The organism is Streptomyces sp. NPDC013455 (assembly GCF_040632975.1).
Lineage (GTDB): Bacteria > Actinomycetota > Actinomycetes > Streptomycetales > Streptomycetaceae > Streptomyces.
This window is the reverse complement of record NZ_JBEYCX010000001.1, coordinates 648,378-668,604: the sequence shown is the minus strand read 5'-3', so window position 1 is coordinate 668,604 and position 20,227 is coordinate 648,378. Positions and strand designations below refer to the sequence as shown.

19 protein-coding genes are annotated in these 20,227 nt (G+C 72.4%); 13 read left to right on the top strand and 6 right to left on the bottom strand.

Annotation, left to right across the window (positions count from 1 at the left end; translation table 11 throughout):
- Positions 1 to 138 precede the first annotated feature (138 nt).
- Genes ABZ576_RS02960 through ABZ576_RS02945 form a run of 4 tightly spaced genes read left to right on the top strand, consistent with a single transcriptional unit; the run spans position 139 to position 3,393 of the window.
- Positions 139 to 1,218, top strand: a complete 1,080-nt coding sequence (locus ABZ576_RS02960; protein ID WP_360735100.1) for a PhoH family protein — start codon at positions 139 to 141, stop codon at positions 1,216 to 1,218.
- 12 nt (positions 1,219 to 1,230) lie between these two features.
- Entirely contained in the window at positions 1,231 to 1,728 is a 498-nt protein-coding gene (gene ybeY, locus ABZ576_RS02955) for an rRNA maturation RNase YbeY (RefSeq protein WP_358642257.1), read from the top strand.
- 7 nt (positions 1,729 to 1,735) lie between these two features.
- Entirely contained in the window at positions 1,736 to 3,037 is a 1,302-nt protein-coding gene (locus ABZ576_RS02950; RefSeq protein ID WP_360735098.1) for a hemolysin family protein, read from the top strand.
- Positions 3,034 to 3,393 (top strand): MmcQ/YjbR family DNA-binding protein, encoded by a 360-nt coding sequence (locus ABZ576_RS02945; protein WP_360735096.1) that lies wholly within the window; start codon positions 3,034 to 3,036, stop codon positions 3,391 to 3,393. The genes ABZ576_RS02950 and ABZ576_RS02945 overlap by 4 nt, the downstream gene beginning before the upstream one ends.
- On the opposite strand, the gene ABZ576_RS02940 is transcribed toward ABZ576_RS02945, so the two are convergent.
- Positions 3,355 to 4,794 (bottom strand): MFS transporter, encoded by a 1,440-nt coding sequence (locus ABZ576_RS02940; protein ID WP_360735094.1) that lies wholly within the window; start codon positions 4,792 to 4,794, stop codon positions 3,355 to 3,357. The genes ABZ576_RS02945 and ABZ576_RS02940 overlap by 39 nt on opposite strands.
- A 91-nt stretch (positions 4,795 to 4,885) precedes the next feature.
- Here ABZ576_RS02940 and ABZ576_RS02935 point away from each other — a divergent pair, with 91 nt between their 5' ends.
- Both ABZ576_RS02935 and ABZ576_RS02930 read left to right on the top strand, forming a co-directional pair.
- A complete protein-coding gene (locus ABZ576_RS02935; protein ID WP_360735092.1) occupies positions 4,886 to 5,764 on the top strand; it encodes a helix-turn-helix transcriptional regulator in 879 nt (292 codons plus the stop codon).
- A gap of 28 nt (positions 5,765 to 5,792) precedes the next feature.
- Positions 5,793 to 6,146 (top strand): cytidine deaminase, encoded by a 354-nt coding sequence (locus ABZ576_RS02930; RefSeq protein ID WP_360735090.1) that lies wholly within the window; start codon positions 5,793 to 5,795, stop codon positions 6,144 to 6,146.
- 142 nt (positions 6,147 to 6,288) lie between these two features.
- Here ABZ576_RS02930 and ABZ576_RS02925 read toward each other — a convergent pair whose 3' ends face one another.
- Positions 6,289 to 6,627, bottom strand: coding sequence for a P-II family nitrogen regulator (locus tag ABZ576_RS02925; protein ID WP_360735088.1), 339 nt, complete (start codon positions 6,625 to 6,627; stop codon positions 6,289 to 6,291).
- Positions 6,624 to 7,913 carry an ammonium transporter gene (locus ABZ576_RS02920; RefSeq protein ID WP_360735507.1) on the bottom strand — a complete coding sequence of 430 codons (1,290 nt, stop codon included), beginning with the start codon at positions 7,911 to 7,913 and terminating at the stop codon, positions 6,624 to 6,626. The genes ABZ576_RS02925 and ABZ576_RS02920 overlap by 4 nt, the downstream gene beginning before the upstream one ends.
- Before the next feature lie 235 nt (positions 7,914 to 8,148).
- Here ABZ576_RS02920 and era point away from each other — a divergent pair, with 235 nt between their 5' ends.
- Entirely contained in the window at positions 8,149 to 9,102 is a 954-nt protein-coding gene (gene era / locus ABZ576_RS02915) for a GTPase Era (protein WP_360735086.1), read from the top strand.
- A 135-nt stretch (positions 9,103 to 9,237) separates the two neighbouring features.
- Here the strand turns inward: era and ABZ576_RS02910 are convergent, their stop codons facing one another.
- From ABZ576_RS02910 to ABZ576_RS02900, 3 genes are read right to left on the bottom strand one after another with little or no spacing between them, the layout of a single operon-like run.
- Positions 9,238 to 10,554: a GH1 family beta-glucosidase gene (locus ABZ576_RS02910; protein WP_360735084.1), complete on the bottom strand. Its 1,317-nt coding sequence runs from the start codon at positions 10,552 to 10,554 to the stop codon at positions 9,238 to 9,240.
- Between the two features lie 58 nt (positions 10,555 to 10,612).
- Complete coding sequence (locus ABZ576_RS02905; protein WP_360735082.1) at positions 10,613 to 10,879, bottom strand: protealysin inhibitor emfourin; 267 nt, start codon at positions 10,877 to 10,879, stop codon at positions 10,613 to 10,615.
- A gap of 21 nt (positions 10,880 to 10,900) precedes the next feature.
- Entirely contained in the window at positions 10,901 to 11,971 is a 1,071-nt protein-coding gene (locus tag ABZ576_RS02900) for a M4 family metallopeptidase (protein ID WP_360735080.1), read from the bottom strand.
- 332 nt (positions 11,972 to 12,303) lie between these two features.
- Between ABZ576_RS02900 and leuA the strand changes: the two genes are divergently transcribed.
- From leuA to ABZ576_RS02870, 6 genes are all read left to right on the top strand, one after another.
- Positions 12,304 to 14,025, top strand: coding sequence for a 2-isopropylmalate synthase (gene leuA / locus ABZ576_RS02895; protein ID WP_360735079.1), 1,722 nt, complete (start codon positions 12,304 to 12,306; stop codon positions 14,023 to 14,025).
- A gap of 185 nt (positions 14,026 to 14,210) precedes the next feature.
- Positions 14,211 to 14,906 (top strand): TerB family tellurite resistance protein, encoded by a 696-nt coding sequence (locus ABZ576_RS02890; protein WP_360735077.1) that lies wholly within the window; start codon positions 14,211 to 14,213, stop codon positions 14,904 to 14,906.
- A 165-nt stretch (positions 14,907 to 15,071) separates the two neighbouring features.
- Entirely contained in the window at positions 15,072 to 17,147 is a 2,076-nt protein-coding gene (locus ABZ576_RS02885) for an MMPL family transporter (RefSeq protein ID WP_360735075.1), read from the top strand.
- 45 nt (positions 17,148 to 17,192) lie between these two features.
- Positions 17,193 to 18,386 (top strand): histidine kinase, encoded by a 1,194-nt coding sequence (locus tag ABZ576_RS02880; RefSeq protein WP_360735073.1) that lies wholly within the window; start codon positions 17,193 to 17,195, stop codon positions 18,384 to 18,386.
- Positions 18,383 to 19,048: a response regulator transcription factor gene (locus ABZ576_RS02875; protein ID WP_360735071.1), complete on the top strand. Its 666-nt coding sequence runs from the start codon at positions 18,383 to 18,385 to the stop codon at positions 19,046 to 19,048. Before ABZ576_RS02880 ends, ABZ576_RS02875 begins: the two co-directional genes overlap by 4 nt.
- Positions 19,045 to 20,226 carry a sialidase family protein gene (locus tag ABZ576_RS02870; protein ID WP_360735069.1) on the top strand — a complete coding sequence of 394 codons (1,182 nt, stop codon included), beginning with the start codon at positions 19,045 to 19,047 and terminating at the stop codon, positions 20,224 to 20,226. Before ABZ576_RS02875 ends, ABZ576_RS02870 begins: the two co-directional genes overlap by 4 nt.
- The last annotated feature ends 1 nt before the right edge of the window (position 20,227 follow it).

The window sequence follows — 20,227 nt, the reverse complement described above, 5'->3', positions numbered from 1 at the left end:
GCGGGGGGCGGGCCGGCAAACGGCCGTGCGAAAAGTCCTACGGCCTTGTCAGCCCACCGTCGTACCCTGGACAGTGCGAGGCCGCCCTCAGCTACGCGGCCGTGACGAGGAGGAAGCGCAGGCCTTCAGCGCCGGCCCATGACAGAGACACCCACAGCTCACACCCCCGCGCAGGAGCAGGCGAGAGCGCAGTTCACCGTCCCCGCCCAGCACCCCATGGTGACCGTGCTGGGTTCCGGCGACTCGCTCCTGCGCGTGATCGAGAGGGCCTTCCCGGGGGCCGACATCCACGTCCGGGGCAATGAGATCAGCGCGGTCGGCGACCCGGTGGACGTCGCCCTGATCTCGCGCGTGTTCGACGAGATGATGCTGGTGCTCCGCACCGGGCAGCCGATGACGGAGGACGCAGTGGAACGCTCGATCGCCATGCTCAAGGCGAGCGAGAACGGGACGAGCGACGGTCCGGAGACCCCGGCACAGGTCCTGACGCAGAACATCCTGTCCTCGCGAGGGCGCACCATCCGCCCGAAGACGCTCAACCAGAAGCGGTACGTCGACGCGATCGACAAGCACACGATCGTCTTCGGCATCGGTCCCGCCGGTACCGGCAAGACCTACCTGGCCATGGCCAAGGCCGTCCAGGCCCTCCAGTCCAAGCAGGTCAACCGGATCATCCTGACCCGTCCGGCGGTGGAGGCGGGCGAGCGGCTCGGCTTCCTGCCCGGCACGCTCTACGAGAAGATCGACCCCTACCTGCGCCCGCTGTACGACGCGCTGCACGACATGCTCGACCCCGATTCCATCCCGCGGCTGATGGCGGCGGGGACGATCGAGGTCGCGCCGCTCGCCTACATGCGCGGCCGTACGCTCAACGACGCCTTCATCATCCTGGACGAGGCCCAGAACACGAGCCCCGAACAGATGAAGATGTTCCTCACCCGTCTCGGCTTCGACTCGAAGATCGTGATCACGGGTGACGTGACGCAGGTCGACCTGCCCAACGGGCAGAAGTCGGGCCTGCGGCAGGTCCAGGAGATCCTGGAGGGCGTGGAAGACGTCCACTTCTCCCGGCTGTCCTCCCACGATGTCGTACGGCACAAGCTGGTGGGCCGTATCGTCGACGCGTACGAGCAGTACGACACCAAGCACGGCACCGAGAACGGCTCCCACAAGGGCGGCCATGGCAAGACCGGCGCCAAGGGTTCCAAGGGGAAGTAGACCAGCACCGCCATGTCGATCGACGTCAACAACGAATCAGGCACCGAAGTGGACGAGCAGGCGATCCTCGACGTCGCCCGCTACGCGCTCGCACGGATGCGCATCCACCCGCTTTCCGAGCTCTCGGTGATCGTCGTGGACGCCGACGCCATGGAGCAGCTGCACATCCAGTGGATGGACCTGCCCGGTCCCACCGATGTCATGTCGTTCCCCATGGACGAGCTGCGGCCGCCGTCCAAGGACGACGACGAGCCGCCGCAGGGGCTGCTCGGCGACATCGTGCTGTGCCCGGAGGTCGCCGCCAAGCAGGGGGCGGAAGCCCCGACGCAGCACTCCATGGACGAGGAGCTCCAGCTGCTCACCGTCCACGGAGTGCTGCACCTGCTCGGGTACGACCACGAGGAGCCCGACGAGAAGGCCGAGATGTTCGGCCTCCAGGCCGCGATCGTGGACGGCTGGCGGGCCGAGCGCGGTCTGACCGGGCCTTCCCCGGCACCGACCGTCTCGTAAGCGGCCGATGTCCGTACAGATCGTGGTCGGCGCGATCGCGCTGGTCGTCGTGGCCTGGCTCGCCGCCTGCGCGGAGGCGGGCCTCGCCCGTGTCTCCAGCTTCCGCGCCGAGGAGGCCGTGAAGTCCGGCCGGCGGGGCGGCGCGAAGCTCGCCCAGATCGCCGCCGACCCCACCCGCTACCTGAACGTCGCCCTGCTGGTCCGCGTGGTCTGCGAGATGGCCGCCGCGGCGCTGGTGACGTACGCCTGCCTGCGGGAGTTCGCCGCCACCTGGCAGGCCCTGCTGGTCGCCATCGGCGTGATGGTGCTCGTGTCGTACGTCGCCGTCGGCGTCTCCCCGCGCACCATCGGCCGCCAGCACCCCATCAACACGGCGACCGCGGCGGCGTACGTGCTGCTGCCGCTGGCCCGGATCATGGGGCCGATCCCCTCGCTGCTGATCCTCATCGGCAACGCGCTCACCCCCGGCAAGGGCTTCCGGCACGGCCCCTTCGCCTCCGAGGCGGAGCTGCGCGCGCTGGTCGACCTCGCCGAGAAGGAGTCGCTGATCGAGGACGAGGAGCGCCGGATGGTGCACTCGGTGTTCGAGCTCGGCGACACCCTGGTCCGCGAGGTCATGGTGCCGCGCACCGACCTGGTCACCATCGAGCGCTTCAAGACCATCCGGCAGGCCCTCACCCTCGCCCTGCGCTCCGGGTTCTCCCGGATCCCGGTCACCGGCGAGAGCGAGGACGACATCGTCGGGATCGTGTACCTGAAGGACCTGGTCCGCAAGACGCACATCAGCCGGGAGGCGGAGGGCGACCTGGTGTCCACGGCCATGCGCCCGGCCGTGTTCGTGCCCGACACCAAGAACGCCGGCGACCTGCTGCGCGAGATGCAGAAGGAACGCAACCACGTCGCCGTGGTCATCGACGAGTACGGCGGCACCGCCGGCATCGTCACCATCGAGGACATCCTGGAGGAGATCGTCGGCGAGATCACCGACGAGTACGACCGGGAACTGCCGCCCGTGGAGGAGCTCGGCGACGACCGCTTCCGGGTCACGGCCCGCCTGGACATCACCGACCTGGGCGAGCTCTACGGCCTGGAGGAGTACGACGACGAGGACGTGGAGACCGTCGGCGGACTGCTCGCCAAGGCGCTCGGCCGGGTGCCCATCGCCGGTGCCTCCGCCGGGGTCGAACTGCCCGACGGACGCAGCCTGCGGCTGACCGCGGAGGCCGCGGCGGGCCGCCGGAACAAGATCGTCACGGTCCTGGTGGAACCGGTGCCCGTGCCCGTCGCCGAGGAGGAGAAGACCGAGTGACCCCCGGGGAGCTGCGCGCCTTCTGCCTGTCCTTCGACGCGGTCGTGGAGGACTTCCCGTTCAACCCGGAGACCTCGGTCTTCAAGGTGCTGGGCAAGATGTTCGCCCTGACGAACCTGGACGCGCGGCCCCTGACGGTCAACCTCAAGTGCGACCCGGAGGACGCGGTCCGGCTGCGCGGTGAGCACGAGGGGCTGATCGTCCCCGGCTGGCACATGAACAAGCGGCACTGGAACACCGTGACGGCCGACGGCGGACTCCCGGACCGGCTGGTCCGGGAGCTGATCGAGGACTCCTACGACCTGGTCGTCGCCGGTCTACCGCGTGCCGAGCGGCTGCGGCTCGACCGTCCGTGACCGCAGGCCCAGGCCGACCAGGACCGCGGTGACCAGGACGACACCCGCGTCCAGGGCCAGGACCAGGTGCGTCCCGGCCAGCAGGTCGTCCGAGGTGGTGGCCAGCACCCCGAGCAGCGGGATGCCGACCGTCAGCCCGATCTGCTGGGTGGAGGTCACCAGGCCGGTGGCCAGGCCCTGCTCCCCGTCCGGGACACCGGAGGTGACCGTGAGGCCGTACGAGACGATCGCGCCCAGGTGGCACATGCTCGCCAGGGACAGCGCGGCGGTGGCCGGCCACACCGACCAGGTGTGGGTGTTCAGCAGGAGCAGGGTCGCCACCAGCGCGCCCTGACCGGCCAGCGAGCCGACCAGCGTGCGGCGGGCACCGAAGCGGCCGATGACCCGCGCCGCGAGACTGCCGGCGACCGCCGACGCCACGCCCTGGACACCGAAGACCAGTCCGGTCTCGAAGGCCGACAGGTGCAGCACCTCCTGGAGGTACAGCGTCAGCACGAAGACCACCGTGGACATCATCGAGAAGGTGACCAGGCCGCCCACATTGCCCCAGGCCACCGTGCGGCGGCGCAGCATGGGCAGCGAGACCAGGGGCGCCGCCGAGCGGGACTCGACCACGGCGAACGCGGTCAGCAGCAGCAGCCCCGCGGCCAGCGCCGTGATGACGTCCACGCGGCCGAAGCCGTGGTCGGCGGCGGTGGACAGGGCGTAGATCAGGGAGAGCAGGCCCCCGGTGACGGTGATCGCGCCGGGCACGTCCAGGCGGGGCCGCTGCGGGGTGCGGGACTCCGGCAGCAGGCCGGGCGCGAGCGGCAGGACGATCAGCGCGACCACCGTCAGCAGGGCCATCGTGGAGCGCCAGCCGAGGGTGTCCGTCAGCACACCGCCCGCGACCATGCCGATGGTGAAGCCCAGCGACAGCAGCGTGCCGGAGATGCCGAGGGCGCGGTCGCGGGCCGGGCCCTCCGGGAAGGTGGTGGTCAGCAGCGACATGCCGGCCGGGACGATGGCGGCCGCGCCGACCCCCTGGAGCGCGCGCCCGGCGAGGAAGGACGCCGGGTTCCAGGCCAGCGTCGCCAGCAGGGAGGCCGCGGCGAACAGCGCCAGACCGGTCAGGAACAGCCGGCGGCGGCCGTAGAGGTCACCGATGCGGCCGAAGAGCAGCAGGAAGCCGCCGGAGGGCAGCGCGAACGCGGTGACCGCCCACTGGAGGGCGGACTGGCTCATGCCGAGGTCGCGGCCGAGGTCGGGCAGGGCCACGTTGAGGACGGAGAAGTCCAGCGCGACCATGAACTGGGCCGCGCACAGGACGAACAGGACGAGCTTGTCGCGCGTCGACAGCCGGGGGGCGCCGAGCGGTTCGCCGGTGGCAGCGGACGGATGGGTGGTGGTGTCGATCGCCATGACACCGAGCTTCGGGCGTCCGGAATACCGCTGGGGAGTGCGGACTTATGGTGGTGGTGGCACCACCAGACAGCATGAGGGGGATCGGTACGTGCCGGCAGCCGACACGGTGAAGAGTGCGCGCCGCAGTGAACTGCGCGAGTTCCTGATCAGCCGGCGGGCCCGGGTGAGCCCGGGGGAGGCCGGGCTGCCGATGGGCGGCGGGCGACGCCGTACGCCCGGGCTGCGCCGGGAGGAGGTCGCCGTGCTCGCCGGTGTGGGCGCCTCCTGGTACCAGTGGCTGGAGCAGGGGCGGGAGATCTCCGTCTCGCCGCAGGTGCTCGACGCCGTCGCGCGGGTGCTGCGGCTGAGCGACGCCGAGCGCCGGCACCTGTACCTGCTGGCCGGGATGAACCCGCCCACGCCCGAAGTCGACCCGGGCCAACGGGACATGTGCGAGGGGCTGCAGCGGCTGATCGACACCTGGATGCCGTATCCGGCGCACATCATGGACCTGTACTACAACTGCGTGCTGTACAACGACGCGGCCTCGATCGTGCTCGGCCTGCGGCCGGAGAACACCCAGAACTGCCTCGTCGACTTCTTCACCAACCCGCTCTTCCTCTCGCGCGGCACCAGCTGGGAGCGGAACGCGCGCACGGTCGTGGCGCAGTTCCGGGCCGCGTGCGCCGCCCGGCCGGACGACGAGGGGTTCCAGGCGGTGCTGGCGGAGGTGTCGGCGCGCAGCCCCGAGTTCGTGGCGCTGTGGGCCGAGCGGGACATCGAGGACCAGGGGCAGGTCCGCAAGGAGCTGGACCATCCGCTGGTCGGGCTGCTGGTGGTGGAGTCCACGGTGATGAAGGTGCCCGCCCGGCCCGATCTGATGGTCGTGCTGCACGCCCCGCTGGACGAGGCGAACACCGCGGCCAAGCTGGAGTGGCTGGCCTCGCCGGAGGGCCGGCGGGGTGCGATGTACCCCGTGGCGGGATGACGGGGCCGGGGCTTCGTATGCTCTGGGCATGACCGAGAGCAACGGGCTTGACCCCGAGGACCGGAAGATCGTCACCCTGGCCCGTTCCGCGCGGGCACGCAACGGTGTGCCCGAGGGGGCGGCCGTACGGGACGAGACCGGGCGTACGTATGTCGCCGGGTCGGTGGAGCTCGCTTCGCTGCGGCTGAGCGCGCTGCGGACCGCTGTCGCCATGGCCGTGGCCTCGGGGGCTACGGCGCTGGAGGCGGCGGCGGTGGTGAGTGAGGCGGAGTCGGTGCGGGCGGAGGACCTCGCTGCCGTCGCCGACCTCGGGGGTGCGGGGACGCCGGTGCTGCTGGCCTCGCCGGACGGCACGGTACGGGACACCGTCTCCGCCGGCTGAGCTCCCAGGGGGCTCCGCCCCCCGGACCCCCGCTCGCCCACCCGCCCACCCGAACCTGTCGGCTGAACAGTCGCCGCCCGGAGAGCAGCCGGGTCGGTGGCCGCCCGCCCGGACCTGTCGGGCGGGCAGTCGGCGGGGACGGTCAGAGTGCGTCGGGTCCGCGTTCGCCGGTCCGTACCCGGACGACCGTCTCCACGGGTACGGCCCACACCTTCCCGTCCCCGATCTTCCCCGTCCGCGCGGCGCTGACGATCGCCTCGATCACGTCCTCGGCGACGGCGTCGTCCACCACCACCTCGATCCGCACCTTCGGCACCAGGTCGACCCGGTACTCGGCCCCCCGGTACACCTCGGTGTGGCCGCGCTGCCGGCCGTAGCCGCTCGCCTCGGTCACGGTCAGACCGTGCACCCCCAGCTCCTGCAGAGCGGTCTTGACCTCGTCCAGACGGTACGGCTTGACGATCGCGGTGATGAGCTTCATGCCTGGGACTTGACCTTCTGGGCGGAGGGGAGGACGGAGGAGCCGACCGGGGCGCCGTGGCCCAGGACGCCGTGATCGTATGCCGTCTCGGCGTGCACCGTAAGGTCCAGGCCGGTGTGCTCCTGCTCCTCGCCGGCCCGGAAGCCCATCGCCTTGTCGATCAGCTTGCCCAGGCCGTAGGTCACCGCGAAGGCGTACCCGGCCACGACGGCCACGGCGACCAGCTGCCTGCCGAGCGGGGCGAGCCCGCCGCCGTGGAACAGGCCCTCCGTGCCGCCGGTCATCGCCTTCTGCGCGAACAGGCCGATCATCAGGGTGCCGATGACGCCGCCGACCAGGTGGACGCCGACGACGTCCAGCGAGTCGTCGTAGTTCAGCCGGAACTTCCAGCCGACCGCGTAGGAGCAGACGACCCCGGCGGCGAGGCCGACGACGAGGGCGCCGAGCAGGGAGACCGCGCCGCAGGACGGGGTGATCGCGACCAGGCCGGCCACCGCGCCGGAGACCGCGCCGAGCGTGGTCGGGTGGCCGTCGCGCCGCTGCTCCACGAAGAGCCAGCCGAGCAGGCCGGTGCAGCCGGCGGCGAGCGTGTTGAGGAACGCGGCGGCGGCCAGGCCGTTCGCGCCGAGCGCGGAGCCCGCGTTGAAGCCGAACCAGCCGAACCAGAGCAGACCGGCGCCGAGGACCACCATCGGCAGGTTGTGCGGGCGCATGGCGTCCTTCCTGAAGCCCAGGCGGGGGCCGAGGACCAGGCAGAGGGCGAGCCCGGAGGCGCCGGAGGCGATCTCGACGGGCAGCCCGCCGGCGAAGTCGAGCGCGCCGAGCCGGTCGAGGATCCAGCCGCCCGGACCCCACACCCAGTGGGTCACCGGGACGTATACGAGCAGCGTCCACACCGGTACGAAGACCAGCCATGCCGAGAATTTCGTACGGTCCGCCACCGCGCCGCTGACCAGCGCGGCGGTGACGATCGCGAAGGTCAGCTGGAAGGTGGCGAAGAGGACGGTCGGTACCGAGCCGTGGACGCCGTCCGGGCCGATCCCGCGCATACCGGCGTGCTCCAGCCCGCCGATCAGGCCGCCGCCGACGTCGTCCCCGAACGCCAGGGAGTAGCCGGCCGCCAGCCACACCACCGTGACCAGGGCGATCGACACGAAGCTCATCATCAGCATGTTGAGGACGCTCTTCGTGCGGACCATGCCGCCGTAGAACAGGGCGAGGCCCGGGGTCATGAGCAGGACGAGGGCGGTCGCGGCGAGCAGCCAGGCGGTGTCGCCGGTGTCGATGGGGGTCCCCCCTGTTCGAGCGGAGCCGAGAACTCGGGGGAGGGCTGCGGCGAGGGTCACGGGCGTCTCCAACGGGGTGGGGGCTGCGTCAGAGGGTCACCGGTGTGCGTTTCCGGTCGCGTACGGGTGTGTTTCCGTGACGTTTCGTTGCGGGCGGGTTTCCGGAAGCTCACCGGGGCGCCCGGTGGCACGGGCTGGTACGGCGCGGTCTCGTGGATCAGGGAGAATGGTCGCCATGAGCGTTCGCACCCAGTCATCCGAGACGCCGGCCGAGGCCGTCCACCGCGCCGGCTTCGCCTGCTTCGTGGGCCGCCCCAACGCGGGCAAGTCCACCCTCACGAACGCTCTGGTCGGCACCAAGGTGGCGATCACCGCGAACCAGCCGCAGACCACGCGTCACACCGTGCGCGGCATCGTGCACCGGCCGGACTCCCAGCTGATCCTGGTGGACACGCCGGGGCTGCACAAACCGCGCACGCTGCTCGGCGAGCGGCTCAACGACGTCGTGCGGACCACGTGGGCCGAGGTCGACGTGATCGGCTTCTGCCTGCCGGCGAACGAGAAGATCGGCCCCGGTGACCGCTTCATCGCCAAGGAGCTGGCCGGGATCCGCAAGACCCCGAAGATCGCCATCGTCACCAAGACCGACCTGGTCGACTCCAAGACGCTGGCCGAGCAGCTGATCGCGATCGACCAGCTGGGCAAGGACCTGGGCTTCGAGTGGGCCGAGATCGTGCCGGTGTCGGCGGTCGGGTCCAAGCAGGTCGACCTGCTCGCCGACCTGCTGGTCCCGCTGCTGCCCGAGGGCCCGGCCCTGTACCCCGAGGGCGACCTGACGGACGAGCCCGAGCAGGTCATGATCGCGGAGCTGATCCGTGAGGCGGCGCTGGAGGGCGTCCGGGACGAGCTGCCGCACTCCATCGCGGTGGTCGTCGAGGAGATGCTGCCGCGGGAGGACCGGCCCGCCGACCGCCCGCTGCTGGACATCCACGCCAACGTCTACATCGAGCGGCCCAGCCAGAAGGGGATCATCATCGGTCCCAAGGGCAGGCGGCTGAAGGAGGTCGGCATCAAGTCCCGCAAGCAGATCGAGGCGCTGCTGGGGACGCCGGTCTTCCTGGACCTGCACGTGAAGGTGGCCAAGGACTGGCAGCGGGACCCGAAGCAGCTGCGGAAGCTGGGCTTCTGACGCCGGGCCGCCCTCGCCCACCCACTCACCCGACTCGCCTCACCGCCGGCCCACCGCCACGGGGCTCGCGTCGCCCCGGACCCCTCCGTGTGCCCGTGTCCCCCGTGGCCGGTGCGCGGCCCGCGGCCCGCGGGGTCACGTGGTCTGGGTGCGCAGCAGGTCGCGGTACCAGTGGTAGGAGGCCTTGGGGGTGCGTTCCAGGGTCGTGTAGTCGATGTGGACCAGGCCGAAGCGGCGGGCGTAGCCCTCGGCCCACTCGAAGTTGTCCATCAGGGACCACACGAAGTAGCCGCGCACGTCGACCCCGGCCTCGACCGCCCGGTACAGCGCCCGGACGTGGGCGTCCAGGTAGGCGATCCGCTCCTGGTCGTCGACGCCCTCGTAGGAGCAGCCGTTCTCGGTGACGACGACGGGCGGGAGCCGGTCGCCGTACCGGTCGCGGAAGCCGGTGAGCAGTTCCGTCAGGCCCTCGGGGACGACCGGCCAGCCGAAGTCGGTGGTCGGCCGGCCCTCGATCTCCCGCACGGAGAAGGGGAGTTCGGCGGGGAGCGGCAGCCCCCCGTACTCGGTGTCGCCGCCGCCGGGCGCGCCCACCCGGGTCGGCGCGTAGTAGTTGACGCCGTACCAGTCCACCGGTTCGGCGATCACCTGAAGGTCGGACCCGACGTCGCCGGGCATCAGGTCGCCCATGCCTTCGGGGTACTCGCCCAGGATGACGGGTTCGGCGAACAGCCGGTTGAGCAGGAGGTCGTGGAAGCCGGCCGCCGCCACGTCCGCCGGGTCGTCGGAGGCGGCCCAGGTGGGGCCGTGGGAGTTGGCGATGCCGACCTGCGCGGTGCCGGCCGCGCGCAGCGCCCGGACCGCGAGGCCGTGGGCGAGGAGCTGGTGGTGGGCGGCCGGGAGGGCGTCGAACAGCAGCCGCCTGCCGGGGGCGTGGGCGCCGATGGCGTGCCCCAGCAGGGTGTGCTCGGCGGGTTCGTTGAGGGTGATCCAGGTGCCGACCCGGTCGCCGAGCCGCTCGGCCACGACCGACACGTGGTCGGCGAACCGGGCCGCCGTGTCCCGCTCCAGCCAGTCCAGCGAGGCGGGCAGGTCCCAGTGGAACAGGGTGGGCACCGGCCGCACGCCCGCCGCGCAGAGCTCGTCCACGAGGCGGTCGTAGAAGTCCAGGCCGCCGGGGGAGTTCACCCGGGGCCAGGAGACGGAGAACCGGTAGGCGCCCACGCCGAGGCCGGCGAGGAGGGCCACGTCCTCGCGGTAGCGGTGGTAGTGGTCGCAGGCGACCGCCGCCGTGGAGCCGTCCTTCACCCGGCCCGGCTCGGTCGTGAACACGTCCCACACGGACGGCTCCCGTTCCCCGGCCGCTCCCTCGATCTGGTGCGCCGAGGTCGACACGCCCCACAGGAATCCGGCCGGGAACCGGGGCATCGCGGTGCCTGCGTCAGTCGCCATGGCCGGATCATCCGTACCCCCGGTGACGGAAGTCAACGCCCCGGCACGGCCCCGGCCGTCAGGCGCCCTCCTTCAGCACCCGCGACACCAACTGCCGCTGGTCCTCGGTCAGTCGGGGGTCGGCCGCGTACACCGTGCGCCCGTCCACCGTGATCTCGTAGCCGAAGCCGTCCGGGACCCCGGCCGGCGGCGTGCCCGGACCGGACGCGAGGACCCGTTCGGCCAGGGCCTGCCACTCCTCGGCGTCGGGCCGGCCCGAGGTGTCCACCTCGGCCCGGCGCTCGATGCCCGCGAAACCGCCTGTGCGCCGCACTCGAATACGCATGGGTCCGTGTCTAGTACGGATTCACAGCGTGCGCACCCCGACCTGCTCCCAGGCCTTCTGCACGGCCTCCAGTTCGTCCCCGGCGCCGTGGCGCTCGCGGGTCGCCTTCACCGTCAGCGTGGCGAAGTCGGTGAAGAGGGCGTCCTCCTTCAGCTCGCCGCCGGTGAGCACGTCGTACCAGATCTGCCCGGCCTTCTCCCAGGCGTAGCCGCCGAGGGCGGTGGCGGCCAGGTAGAACGCGTGGTTGGGGATGCCCGAGTTGATGTGCACGCCGCCGTTGTCGCGGCCGGTGCGGACGTAGTCGTCCATCGTCGCCGGCTGCGGGTCCTTGCCGAGGACATCGTCGTCGTACGCCGTGCCGGGGGCCTTCATCGAGCGCAGCGCGGTGCCGGTGACGCGCGGGGCGAGGAGCCCGGCGCCGATCAGCCAGTCGGCCTCGGAGGCGGTCTGGCCGAGCGTGTACTGCTTGATCAGCGAGCCGAAGACGTCCGAGAGGGACTCGTTCAGCGCGCCGGACTGGCCGTGGTAGTCCAGGTTGGCCGTGTACTGGGTGACGCCGTGGGTCAGCTCGTGGCCGATGACGTCGACCGGGATGGTGAAGTCGAGGAAGATCTCGTTGTCGCCGTCGCCGAAGACCATCTGCTCGCCGTTCCAGAAGGCGTTGTCGTAGCCCTCGCCGAAGTGCACGGTGGCGTCCAGCGGCATCCCGTTGTCGTCGATGGAGTGCCGGCCGTACGCCTTCAGGTACAGCTCGAAGGTGGCGCCGAGGCCCGCGTAGGCGCGGTTGACCGTGGCGTCCGAGCCGGGCTCGGAGCCCTCCTCGCGCACCTTGGTGCCCGGCAGGTCCTGCGTGTGCCGGGCGTCGTAGATGGTGCGGTGCGGCTGGTCGGCGTCGGCACCGGCGGGCGGGGCGACGGCGGGGGCACCGATCACCGTGGTCAGGCGGCGCTTGGTGCGCTGGAAGGCGTCGTGCTCCAGGGACCGGCGGGCCGGGCCGGAGAGCGCGGGGTCCTCGGCGCGGGCGAGCTTGTCGAGGACGTGCGGCGGCACGATCGTGCAGAAGACGGGCTGGAAGCCCCCGTTGGTCGTCATGCCCGGCACCTTCGCACTCCGTGACGCCAGTGTCACTACCTGCCACCATGATTGGTGAAATACCGGGACAGGGAACGCCACGCTGCGTGACGCTGTGGTACGGCGATGTGGTGCAGCACACCTTTTGTCCATTTTTGCCGGGCGGTCCCGCATACTGGGACAGGCCCACGCACCCGGAACCGCTCGGCTAGGCTGCGGAGCATCATGCGTTACTGGCTGCTCCTTCTTAGCTGCCGCGGCGAGGGCCTGTAGTCGAGGCCGACCCCCTCCCCGCGGAGCTTGGCGTTGCGTGTCGGCCGTCCTTCCGGACACCCTGAGGAGCCTTGCGCATCATGGCCAACCGCCAGCAGCCCAGCCCCATGCCGATCCACAAGTACGGCCGCTACGAGCAGGTCGACATCCCGGACCGCACCTGGCCGGACAAGCGGGTCACCGCCGCCCCCCGCTGGCTCTCCACCGACCTGCGTGACGGCAACCAGGCCCTGATCGACCCGATGTCGCCCGAGCGCAAGCGCCGGATGTTCGACCAGCTGGTCAAGATGGGCTACAAGGAGATCGAGGTCGGCTTCCCCGCCTCCGGCCAGACCGACTTCGACTTCGTCCGCTCGATCATCGAGGAGGAGGGCGCGATCCCCGAGGACGTGACGATCTCCGTCCTCACCCAGGCCCGCGAGGACCTGATCGAGCGGACCGTGGAGTCCCTGAAGGGCGCCAGGCGCGCCACCGTCCACCTGTACAACGCGACGGCCCCCGTCTTCCGCCGGGTGGTGTTCCGCGGCTCCAAGGACGACATCAAGCAGATCGCCGTCGACGGCACCCGCCTGGTGATGGAGTACGCCGAGAAGCTGCTGGGACCGGAGACCGAGTTCGGCTACCAGTACTCCCCGGAGATCTTCACCGACACCGAGCTGGACTTCGCCCTGGAGGTCTGCGAGGCGGTCATGGACGTCTGGCAGCCCGGCCCGGGCCGCGAGATCATCCTCAACCTGCCCGCCACCGTGGAGCGTTCGACCCCGTCCACGCACGCGGACCGCTTCGAGTGGATGCACCGCAACCTCTCCCGCCGCGAGTACGTCTGCCTGTCCGTCCACCCGCACAACGACCGCGGCACGGCCGTGGCCGCGGCCGAGCTGGCCCTGATGGCCGGCGCCGACCGCATCGAGGGCTGCCTGTTCGGGCAGGGCGAGCGCACCGGCAACGTCGACCTGGTCACCCTGGGCATGAACCTCTTCTCCCAGGGCGTCGACCCGCAGATCGACTTCTCCGACATCGACGAGATCCGTCGCACGTGGGAGTACTGCAACCAGATGGAGGTCCACCCGCGCCACCCCTACGTGGGCGACCTGGTCTACACGTCCTTCTCCGGCTCCCACCAGGACGCCATCAAGAAGGGCTTCGACGCCATGGAGGCCGACGCGAAGGCCAGGGGCGTCACGGTGGACGACATCGAGTGGGCGGTGCCGTACCTGCCGATCGACCCCAAGGACGTCGGCCGCTCCTACGAGGCCGTCATCCGGGTCAACTCCCAGTCCGGCAAGGGCGGTATCTCCTACGTCCTGAAGAACGACCACAAGCTGGACCTGCCCCGCCGGATGCAGATCGAGTTCTCGAAGATCATCCAGGCGAAGACCGACGCAGAGGGCGGCGAGATCACGCCGAAGGAGATCTGGGCGGTCTTCCAGGACGAGTACCTGCCGAACCCCGAGAACCCGTGGGGCCGCATCCAGGTGAAGACCGGCCAGTCGACCACCGACACCGACGGCGTCGACACCCTCACCGTGGAGGCCACCGTCGACGGCGAGGACACGGTGCTGACCGGCTCCGGCAACGGTCCGATCTCGGCCTTCTTCGACGCGCTCCAGTCCGTCGGCGTCGACGTACGCCTGCTGGACTACCAGGAGCACACGATGAGCGAGGGCGCCTCCGCGCAGGCCGCCTCCTACATCGAATGCGCGATCGACGGCAAGGTCCTGTGGGGGATCGGTATCGACGCGAACACGACGCGTGCGTCGCTGAAGGCGGTCGTCTCCGCCGTCAACCGCGCCGCCCGCTGACCCCGCCCGAGCAGGTCTTACGGCGCCCCGACCACCGTGTCCGGCGGTCGGGGCGCCGTCACTTATCGGCCATCGTGCCCCTCAGGTCACGGAAAGGTCTCTCCCGGGGTACTGACTCAGGCTCCGGGATGTGGCTAACATCACGCCAGCGCGGCGATGCTGCCGCGCGAACGAGGAGGTGCGACGTGCTGCCAGTACGGGGACGAGACGGCCGTGTCACCAGGGCTGCGCGCATCCTGGGCACCCGCACCGCCTGGACACCCATCGGGGACGGCGAGTTCTTCTGCCCCGGCTGCGGTGGCGACCGCAACTACCAGCGGCTCACCGGCCGTCGCCGGCTCACCCTGCTCGGTGTGCCCGTGCTGCCGCGCGGTGCGGCCGGGCCCGTCGTGGAATGCGCGTCCTGCCGGCACCACTTCGGCACCGAGACCCTCGACCACCCCACCACCCGCCGCTTCTCCGCGATGCTCCGCGACGCCGTGCACACCGTCGCCCTCGCCGTGCTCGCCGCGGGCGGCACCTGTTCCCGTACGGCCCTGGAGGCGGCCGCCGCCACGGTCCGCGCGGCCGGCTTCGCGGACTGCACCGAGGACCAGCTGGCCGCCCTGGTCGAGGCCCTCGCCGCCGACACCGGCCGGTTCTTCGAGCAGCCGGGCGGCGCGAGCCTGACCATCGAACTGCACGAGGCCCTGGACCCGCTCGCCCCGCACCTCGCCCCGGCCGGCCGCGAGTCCCTGCTCCTCCAGGCCGCCCGCATCGCCCTCGCCGACGGCCCCTACACGCCCGCCGAACGCGACGCCCTCGCCACCGTCGGCGCGGCCCTCACCATCCGCGCCGACGACGTCACCCGCCTGCTCGCCGCGGCCCGCACCCCCTCCTGACCCCGGCCGGCGCCCCCGCGCTACTCCCGCCGGAGTAACGGCCGGGCGACGTCACCCCCGGCAGTACCGCCGAACTCGCTCCCGCGCCCGACGAACGCATCCCCGTCCGGCGGAAGTCTGGAAGCCGTGTCCAGACATCCGTTCCGGAGAAGGGGGTTCGCACCCATGGGGGTCACGACCACACGCGGGAAGCGCGGGCGGCGGAGGCTGCCGTGGCTGGTGGTGGGACTGTGGGTGGTCCTGCTGGCGGTGGCGGCGCCGTTCGCCACCCGGCTCGCCGACGTCCAGCACGACCGCGCCACCGACTACCTGCCGGCGTCCGCCGACTCCACCCAGGTCGCCGAGCTGGCGGAGCGGCTGCCGGGCGGCGAGACCACCCGGCTCCTCCTCGTCTACCACCGCGCCGGCGGCCTCACCGCGGCCGACCGGGCCACCGCCGCCCGGCAGACCGCGCAGATCGCCCGGCAGCACCCCCCGACCACCCCGCCCCACGGCGTCCCGTCCGCCGACGGCACCACCCTCCTCTACCCGGTCACCAGCAACGAACCGGGCACGGACGAGAAGCGGCGGGACGCCTTCGTCGCCGACGTCCGCCGCGCCGCCCACGGCGAGGGCGGGCTGACGGTCGAGGTCGGCGGCCCGGCCGCCCTCGCCACCGACGCCTCCGGCATCTACTCCTCCCTCGGCGGCCCGCTGCTCTACACCACCGTCGGCGTCGTCGCCGTCCTGCTCGTCCTCATCTACCGCAGCCCGGTGCTGTGGCTGGTCCCGCTCCTCGTCGCCGGCCTGTCCGACCTCCTGGCCCGCGCCGCCGCCTACGGCCTCCACCAGGCCGTCGGCACCAGCGTCACCGGCCAGAGCGCCGGCATCATGACCATCCTCGTCTTCGGCGCCGGAACCGACTACGCCCTGCTCCTCGTCGCCCGCTACCGCGAGGAACTCCGGCAGCACGAGCAGCCGTACGACGCCATGCGGGCGGCGCTGCGCGGCTGCGGGCCCGCCGTCCTCGCCTCCTCCGGCACGGTCGCCGCCGGACTGCTGTGCCTGCTCGCCGCCGACCTCAACTCCAGCCGCGGCATGGGCCCGCTCGGCACCGTCGGCGTGCTGTGCGCCCTGGCCGCCATGCTCACCCTGCTCCCGGCCGTCCTCGTCCTGCTCGGCCGCCGGGTCTTCTGGCCGCTCGTGCCCGCCCACGGCAGCACGCCGGCGGCCCGCCGCTCCCTGTTCGCCGCGCTGGGCTCCTCCGCCGGGCGCCGCCCGCTGACCGTCCTCGCCGGCGGCGCCGCCCTCCTCGGCGCGCTCGCCCTGGGCACGCTCGGCCTGCCCGGCCCGCTCAGGCAACTGGACACCTTCGTCGACCGGCCCGAGTCCGTGACCGCCATGGAGACCGTCGCGCGGGCCTACCCCGAACGGTCCGCGCAGCCGATCGAGGTCCTCACCCCGGCCGGCCGGGCCGGCGACACCCTGGCCGCCGTCCAGGACACCGACGGAGTGGCGGACGCCCGTCGGGGCCGTACGGGCGGCGGCTGGACCGAGATCGCGGTGACCACCTCGGCGCCACCTGAGTCCGCCGCCGAGACCGCCGTCATCGAGGCACTGCGGGACCGGCTGCCCGGCTCCCACGTCGGCGGGCCCAGCGCCCAGCAGCTCGACCTGCGCGACACCGACGCCCGCGACCGGCTGGTCGTCGTCCCCCTGGTCCTGGTCTCGGTGCTGCTCATCCTGATCGCCCTGCTGCGTTCCCTGGTCGCCCCGCTGCTGCTGGTCGCCGCCGTGGTCGCCGTGTGGGGCGCCGCCCTCGGCCTCGGCGGGCTGGTCTTCGAGCCGCTGTTCGGCTTCCACGGCACCGACCCCGGCCTCGGCCTGCTCTCCTTCGTCTTCCTGGTCGCACTCGGCGTCGACTACGGCATCTTCCTGATGCACCGGATGCGGGAGGAGTCCCTCGCCGGGGCGGAACCGGCGCGGGCCGCGCTGACCGCGCTGCGCACCACCGGCGGGGTCATCGCCTCCGCAGGGCTGGTCCTCGCGGCCACCTTCGCCGTGCTCACCAACATGGGACTGGTACCGCTGGTCGAACTCGGCTTCGTCATCGCCGTCGGTGTGCTGCTCGACACCTTCCTGGTCCGCACCTACCTGGTGACCAGCGCGAGCGTGGCACTCGGACGGCGCGTGTGGTGGCCGGGGCCGCTGTCGCGGACGCCGTCCGCCGCACCCGAGCGCGTCCCGCAGCCCGTCGCCTGAACCGCGGGCGTCCCGCCCTCGGCAGGGGCGCCCGCCTACCGGAAGATGAACCCCGTGCAGGCAACCATCACCGCTCCCCGGCCCCCACGGGCCCTCGCCTCCCTCGATCCCCGGCGGCAGGACCTCTGCCTCGCCGCCGGACTCGCGGTCCTCGCCGCCGGCATCGCCGTCACCTTCGGCAGCGGCCGGCACCCCGACCCGCTCGGCTGGCTCCTGCTCCTCGCCCTGCACGCGCCGCTCGCCTGGCGCCGGCGGGCCCCGCTGACCGTCCTCGTGGTCATGATCCCGCTGATCGCGCTCTACCACAGGCTCGACTACAACCACTCCGCGCCGACCGCCGCGTCCATGGTGGTCCTCTACACGTTCGCGGTGAGCGCGACCCCGCGGAACACCGCCCTCGTCGGCGGCGCCGTCGTCGCGCTCATGGCCGTCCTGAAGATCGACCACGGCACGGCCGGACTGGCGGTGACCTTCCAGATCACCGGCTGGATCGTCTCCATGCTCGTCCTCGGCGGCTACATCCGCGCCCACCGGGAGAACGCCGCCGCCGCCCTGGAGCGCGCCGAACGCGCCGAACGGACCCGGGAGGAGGAGGCCCGCCGCCGGGTCGCCGAGGAACGCCTGCGCATCGCCCGGGACCTGCACGACCTGCTCGCCCACAGCATCACCCTCATCGGCGTGCGGACCTCGGTCGCCGCGCACGTCCTGGCCGCCGACCCCGACCGCCTCGACCGCACGGCCGTCGCCCGGGCCCTGGACGACATCGCCGAGACCTGCCGCACGGCCCGCGGCGAACTGCGTACGACCCTGGGGGTGCTGCGCGACCCGGGCGCCCCGGACGCCCGCGGCCCGCTGCCCGGCCTGCACGGCCTCACCGACCTGGCGAAGACGGCGGGCGTCGCGGTCGACCTGTCGGTACGGGCCGGCGACGTCCCGCCCGCCGTGGGGGCCGCCGCCTACCGGATCGTGCAGGAGGCGCTCACCAACGCCGTGCGCCACGGCGGCCGGGACGACCTCACCGTCCGGGTGAGCCTGTCCCGGGCGGAGGGCGCCCTGCGGGTGCGGGTCACCGACGACGGAACGGGCGGCGCCGACCGCCCCGCGGGCGCGTCCGGCTTCGGGCTCCTCGGCATGCGGGAGCGGGCCCGCAGCGTCGGCGGGACGGTCGAGGCCGGACCGCGCACGGACGGCCCGGGCTTCGAGGTGCGGGCCCTGCTGCCACTGGGGGAAGAACGATGATCAGAGTGCTGCTCGCCGACGACCAGACCCTGGTCCGGGCCGCCTTCGCGATGCTGGTGGAGTCCGCACCGGACATGGCGGTCGTGGGCCAGGCGGGCACCGGCCGGGAGGCGGTCGACCTCGCCCGCACCGCACGCGCCGACCTCGTGCTGATGGACATCCGCATGCCCGGCCTCGACGGCATCGAGGCCACCCGGATCATCGCCGCCGACGAGGACCTCGCCGGGGTACGGGTGCTGGTCCTCACCACGTACGACACCGACGAGAACATCGTCGACGCGCTGCGCGCCGGCGCCTCCGGCTTCCTGGTGAAGGACACCCGGCCGGCCGACCTCCTCGACGCGATCCGCACGGTCGCCGCCGGTGACGCGCTGCTCTCCCCGGGTCCCACCGCACGGCTGATCGAGCGGTTTCTGCGCAGCCCCCAGACCCCGGCGACGGGCGGCCCGGAGTGCCTGTCGGACCGGGAGCGGCAGGTGCTGACCCTGGTCGCCCGGGGCCTCAACAACACCGAGATCGCCGAGGCGTTGGGGCTCAGCCCGCTCACCGCCAAGACCCACGTCAGCCGGATCATGGGCAAGGTCGGCGCCCGGGACCGGGCCCAGCTGGTGATCATCGGCTACGAATCGGGGCTGGTGATCCCGGGGAACATCAGCGGGTGATCCCGCGCAGCCGCTCCCTGCTCACCAGCCTGGTGCTCCTGACCTCGCTCACCGCCCGGACGCCCGCGCACGCCGCACCCGGCGGCTGCGCCTCCTCCGTGCCGTACTGGTCGGGGCACGGCGGATACGCCACCTACCGCGTCCCGGCCGTGGTGAAGACCCGGCACGGCACGGTCCTCGCCTTCGCCGAGGGCCGGCGCGACGGCCCCGGCGACACCGGTGACATCGACGTCGTCCTGCGCCGCTCCACCGACGGCGGCTGCACCTGGGGTCCGCTGACCGTGGTGGCCGCCGGACAGGGGAACACCCGGGGCAACCCCGCGCCCGTCGTCGACCCGCGCACCGGCGCCGTCGTCCTGGTGACCTGCGCCAACCACGGGACCGCGACGGAAGCGCAGATCATGCGCGGCGAGGTCACCCCGGAGCGGGGCCGCCGGGTGTTCGTGCAGCGCAGCTGGGACGACGGCCGGCGCTTCACACCCCCGCGGGACATCACCGCCCGGGTCACCCGGCCCGGCTGGCGCTGGTACGCCACCGGCCCCGGTCACGCCGTCGCCCTCACCCGGGGCCCGCACACCGGCCGCCTGCTCGTCCCCGCCAACCACTCCGCGGCCCCGCCCCCCGGCTCCCGCGACACCGGCCGGGAGCCCCGGTACTACGGCGGCCACGCCCTGTACAGCGACGACTTCGGCCGCACCTGGCACCTGGGATTCGTGGACGCCACCTACGACGGCACGGCCAACACCAACGAGACGAGCGCCGCCCAGCTCCCCGACGGGCGGGTCTACCTCAGCGCCCGCGACCAGAACGGCAGCGCGCCCGGCAACCGCCTCGACACCTACTCCGGCGACGGCGGCCTGACCCTCGACCGCCCCTACACCGTGCAGCCGGCCCTGAACGACGTCCCGGTGGTCCAGGGCAGCGTCCTCCAGCTCCGCGGCCCCGGCGCCCCGTTGCTGTTCTCCGCCCCCTCCGTGCCGGCCGACCGCCGCGCCCTGGCCCTGTGGGCCGGCAGTGACGCCGGCCGCACCTTCACCCGGCTGCGCACCCTCTCGGACCGCCCGGCCGCCTACTCCGACCTGGTCCAGCTCGCCCACGACACGGTCGGCGTGCTCTACGAGACCGGTACCCGCGGCCCCTACGAGTCCCTGGAGTTCCGCCGGCTGCGCCTGCCCTGAG

Bases quoted from the DNA above. Each gene is read 5' to 3' on its own strand.
- ABZ576_RS02960 (WP_360735100.1), top strand. From the start codon at position 139: ATGACAGAGACACCCACAGCTCACACCCCCGCGCAGGAGCAGGCGAGA.
- ybeY (WP_358642257.1), top strand. From the start codon at position 1,231: ATGTCGATCGACGTCAACAACGAATCAGGCACCGAAGTGGACGAGCAG.
- ABZ576_RS02950 (WP_360735098.1), top strand. From the start codon at position 1,736: ATGTCCGTACAGATCGTGGTCGGCGCGATCGCGCTGGTCGTCGTGGCC.
- ABZ576_RS02940 (WP_360735094.1), bottom strand. From the start codon at position 4,794: ATGGCGATCGACACCACCACCCATCCGTCCGCTGCCACCGGCGAACCG.
- ABZ576_RS02930 (WP_360735090.1), top strand. From the start codon at position 5,793: ATGACCGAGAGCAACGGGCTTGACCCCGAGGACCGGAAGATCGTCACC.
- ABZ576_RS02925 (WP_360735088.1), bottom strand. From the start codon at position 6,627: ATGAAGCTCATCACCGCGATCGTCAAGCCGTACCGTCTGGACGAGGTC.
- era (WP_360735086.1), top strand. From the start codon at position 8,149: ATGAGCGTTCGCACCCAGTCATCCGAGACGCCGGCCGAGGCCGTCCAC.
- ABZ576_RS02910 (WP_360735084.1), bottom strand. From the start codon at position 10,554: ATGGCGACTGACGCAGGCACCGCGATGCCCCGGTTCCCGGCCGGATTC.
- ABZ576_RS02905 (WP_360735082.1), bottom strand. From the start codon at position 10,879: ATGCGTATTCGAGTGCGGCGCACAGGCGGTTTCGCGGGCATCGAGCGC.
- ABZ576_RS02900 (WP_360735080.1), bottom strand. From the start codon at position 11,971: ATGACGACCAACGGGGGCTTCCAGCCCGTCTTCTGCACGATCGTGCCG.
- leuA (WP_360735079.1), top strand. From the start codon at position 12,304: ATGGCCAACCGCCAGCAGCCCAGCCCCATGCCGATCCACAAGTACGGC.
- ABZ576_RS02885 (WP_360735075.1), top strand. From the start codon at position 15,072: ATGGGGGTCACGACCACACGCGGGAAGCGCGGGCGGCGGAGGCTGCCG.
- ABZ576_RS02880 (WP_360735073.1), top strand. From the start codon at position 17,193: ATGAACCCCGTGCAGGCAACCATCACCGCTCCCCGGCCCCCACGGGCC.
- ABZ576_RS02875 (WP_360735071.1), top strand. From the start codon at position 18,383: ATGATCAGAGTGCTGCTCGCCGACGACCAGACCCTGGTCCGGGCCGCC.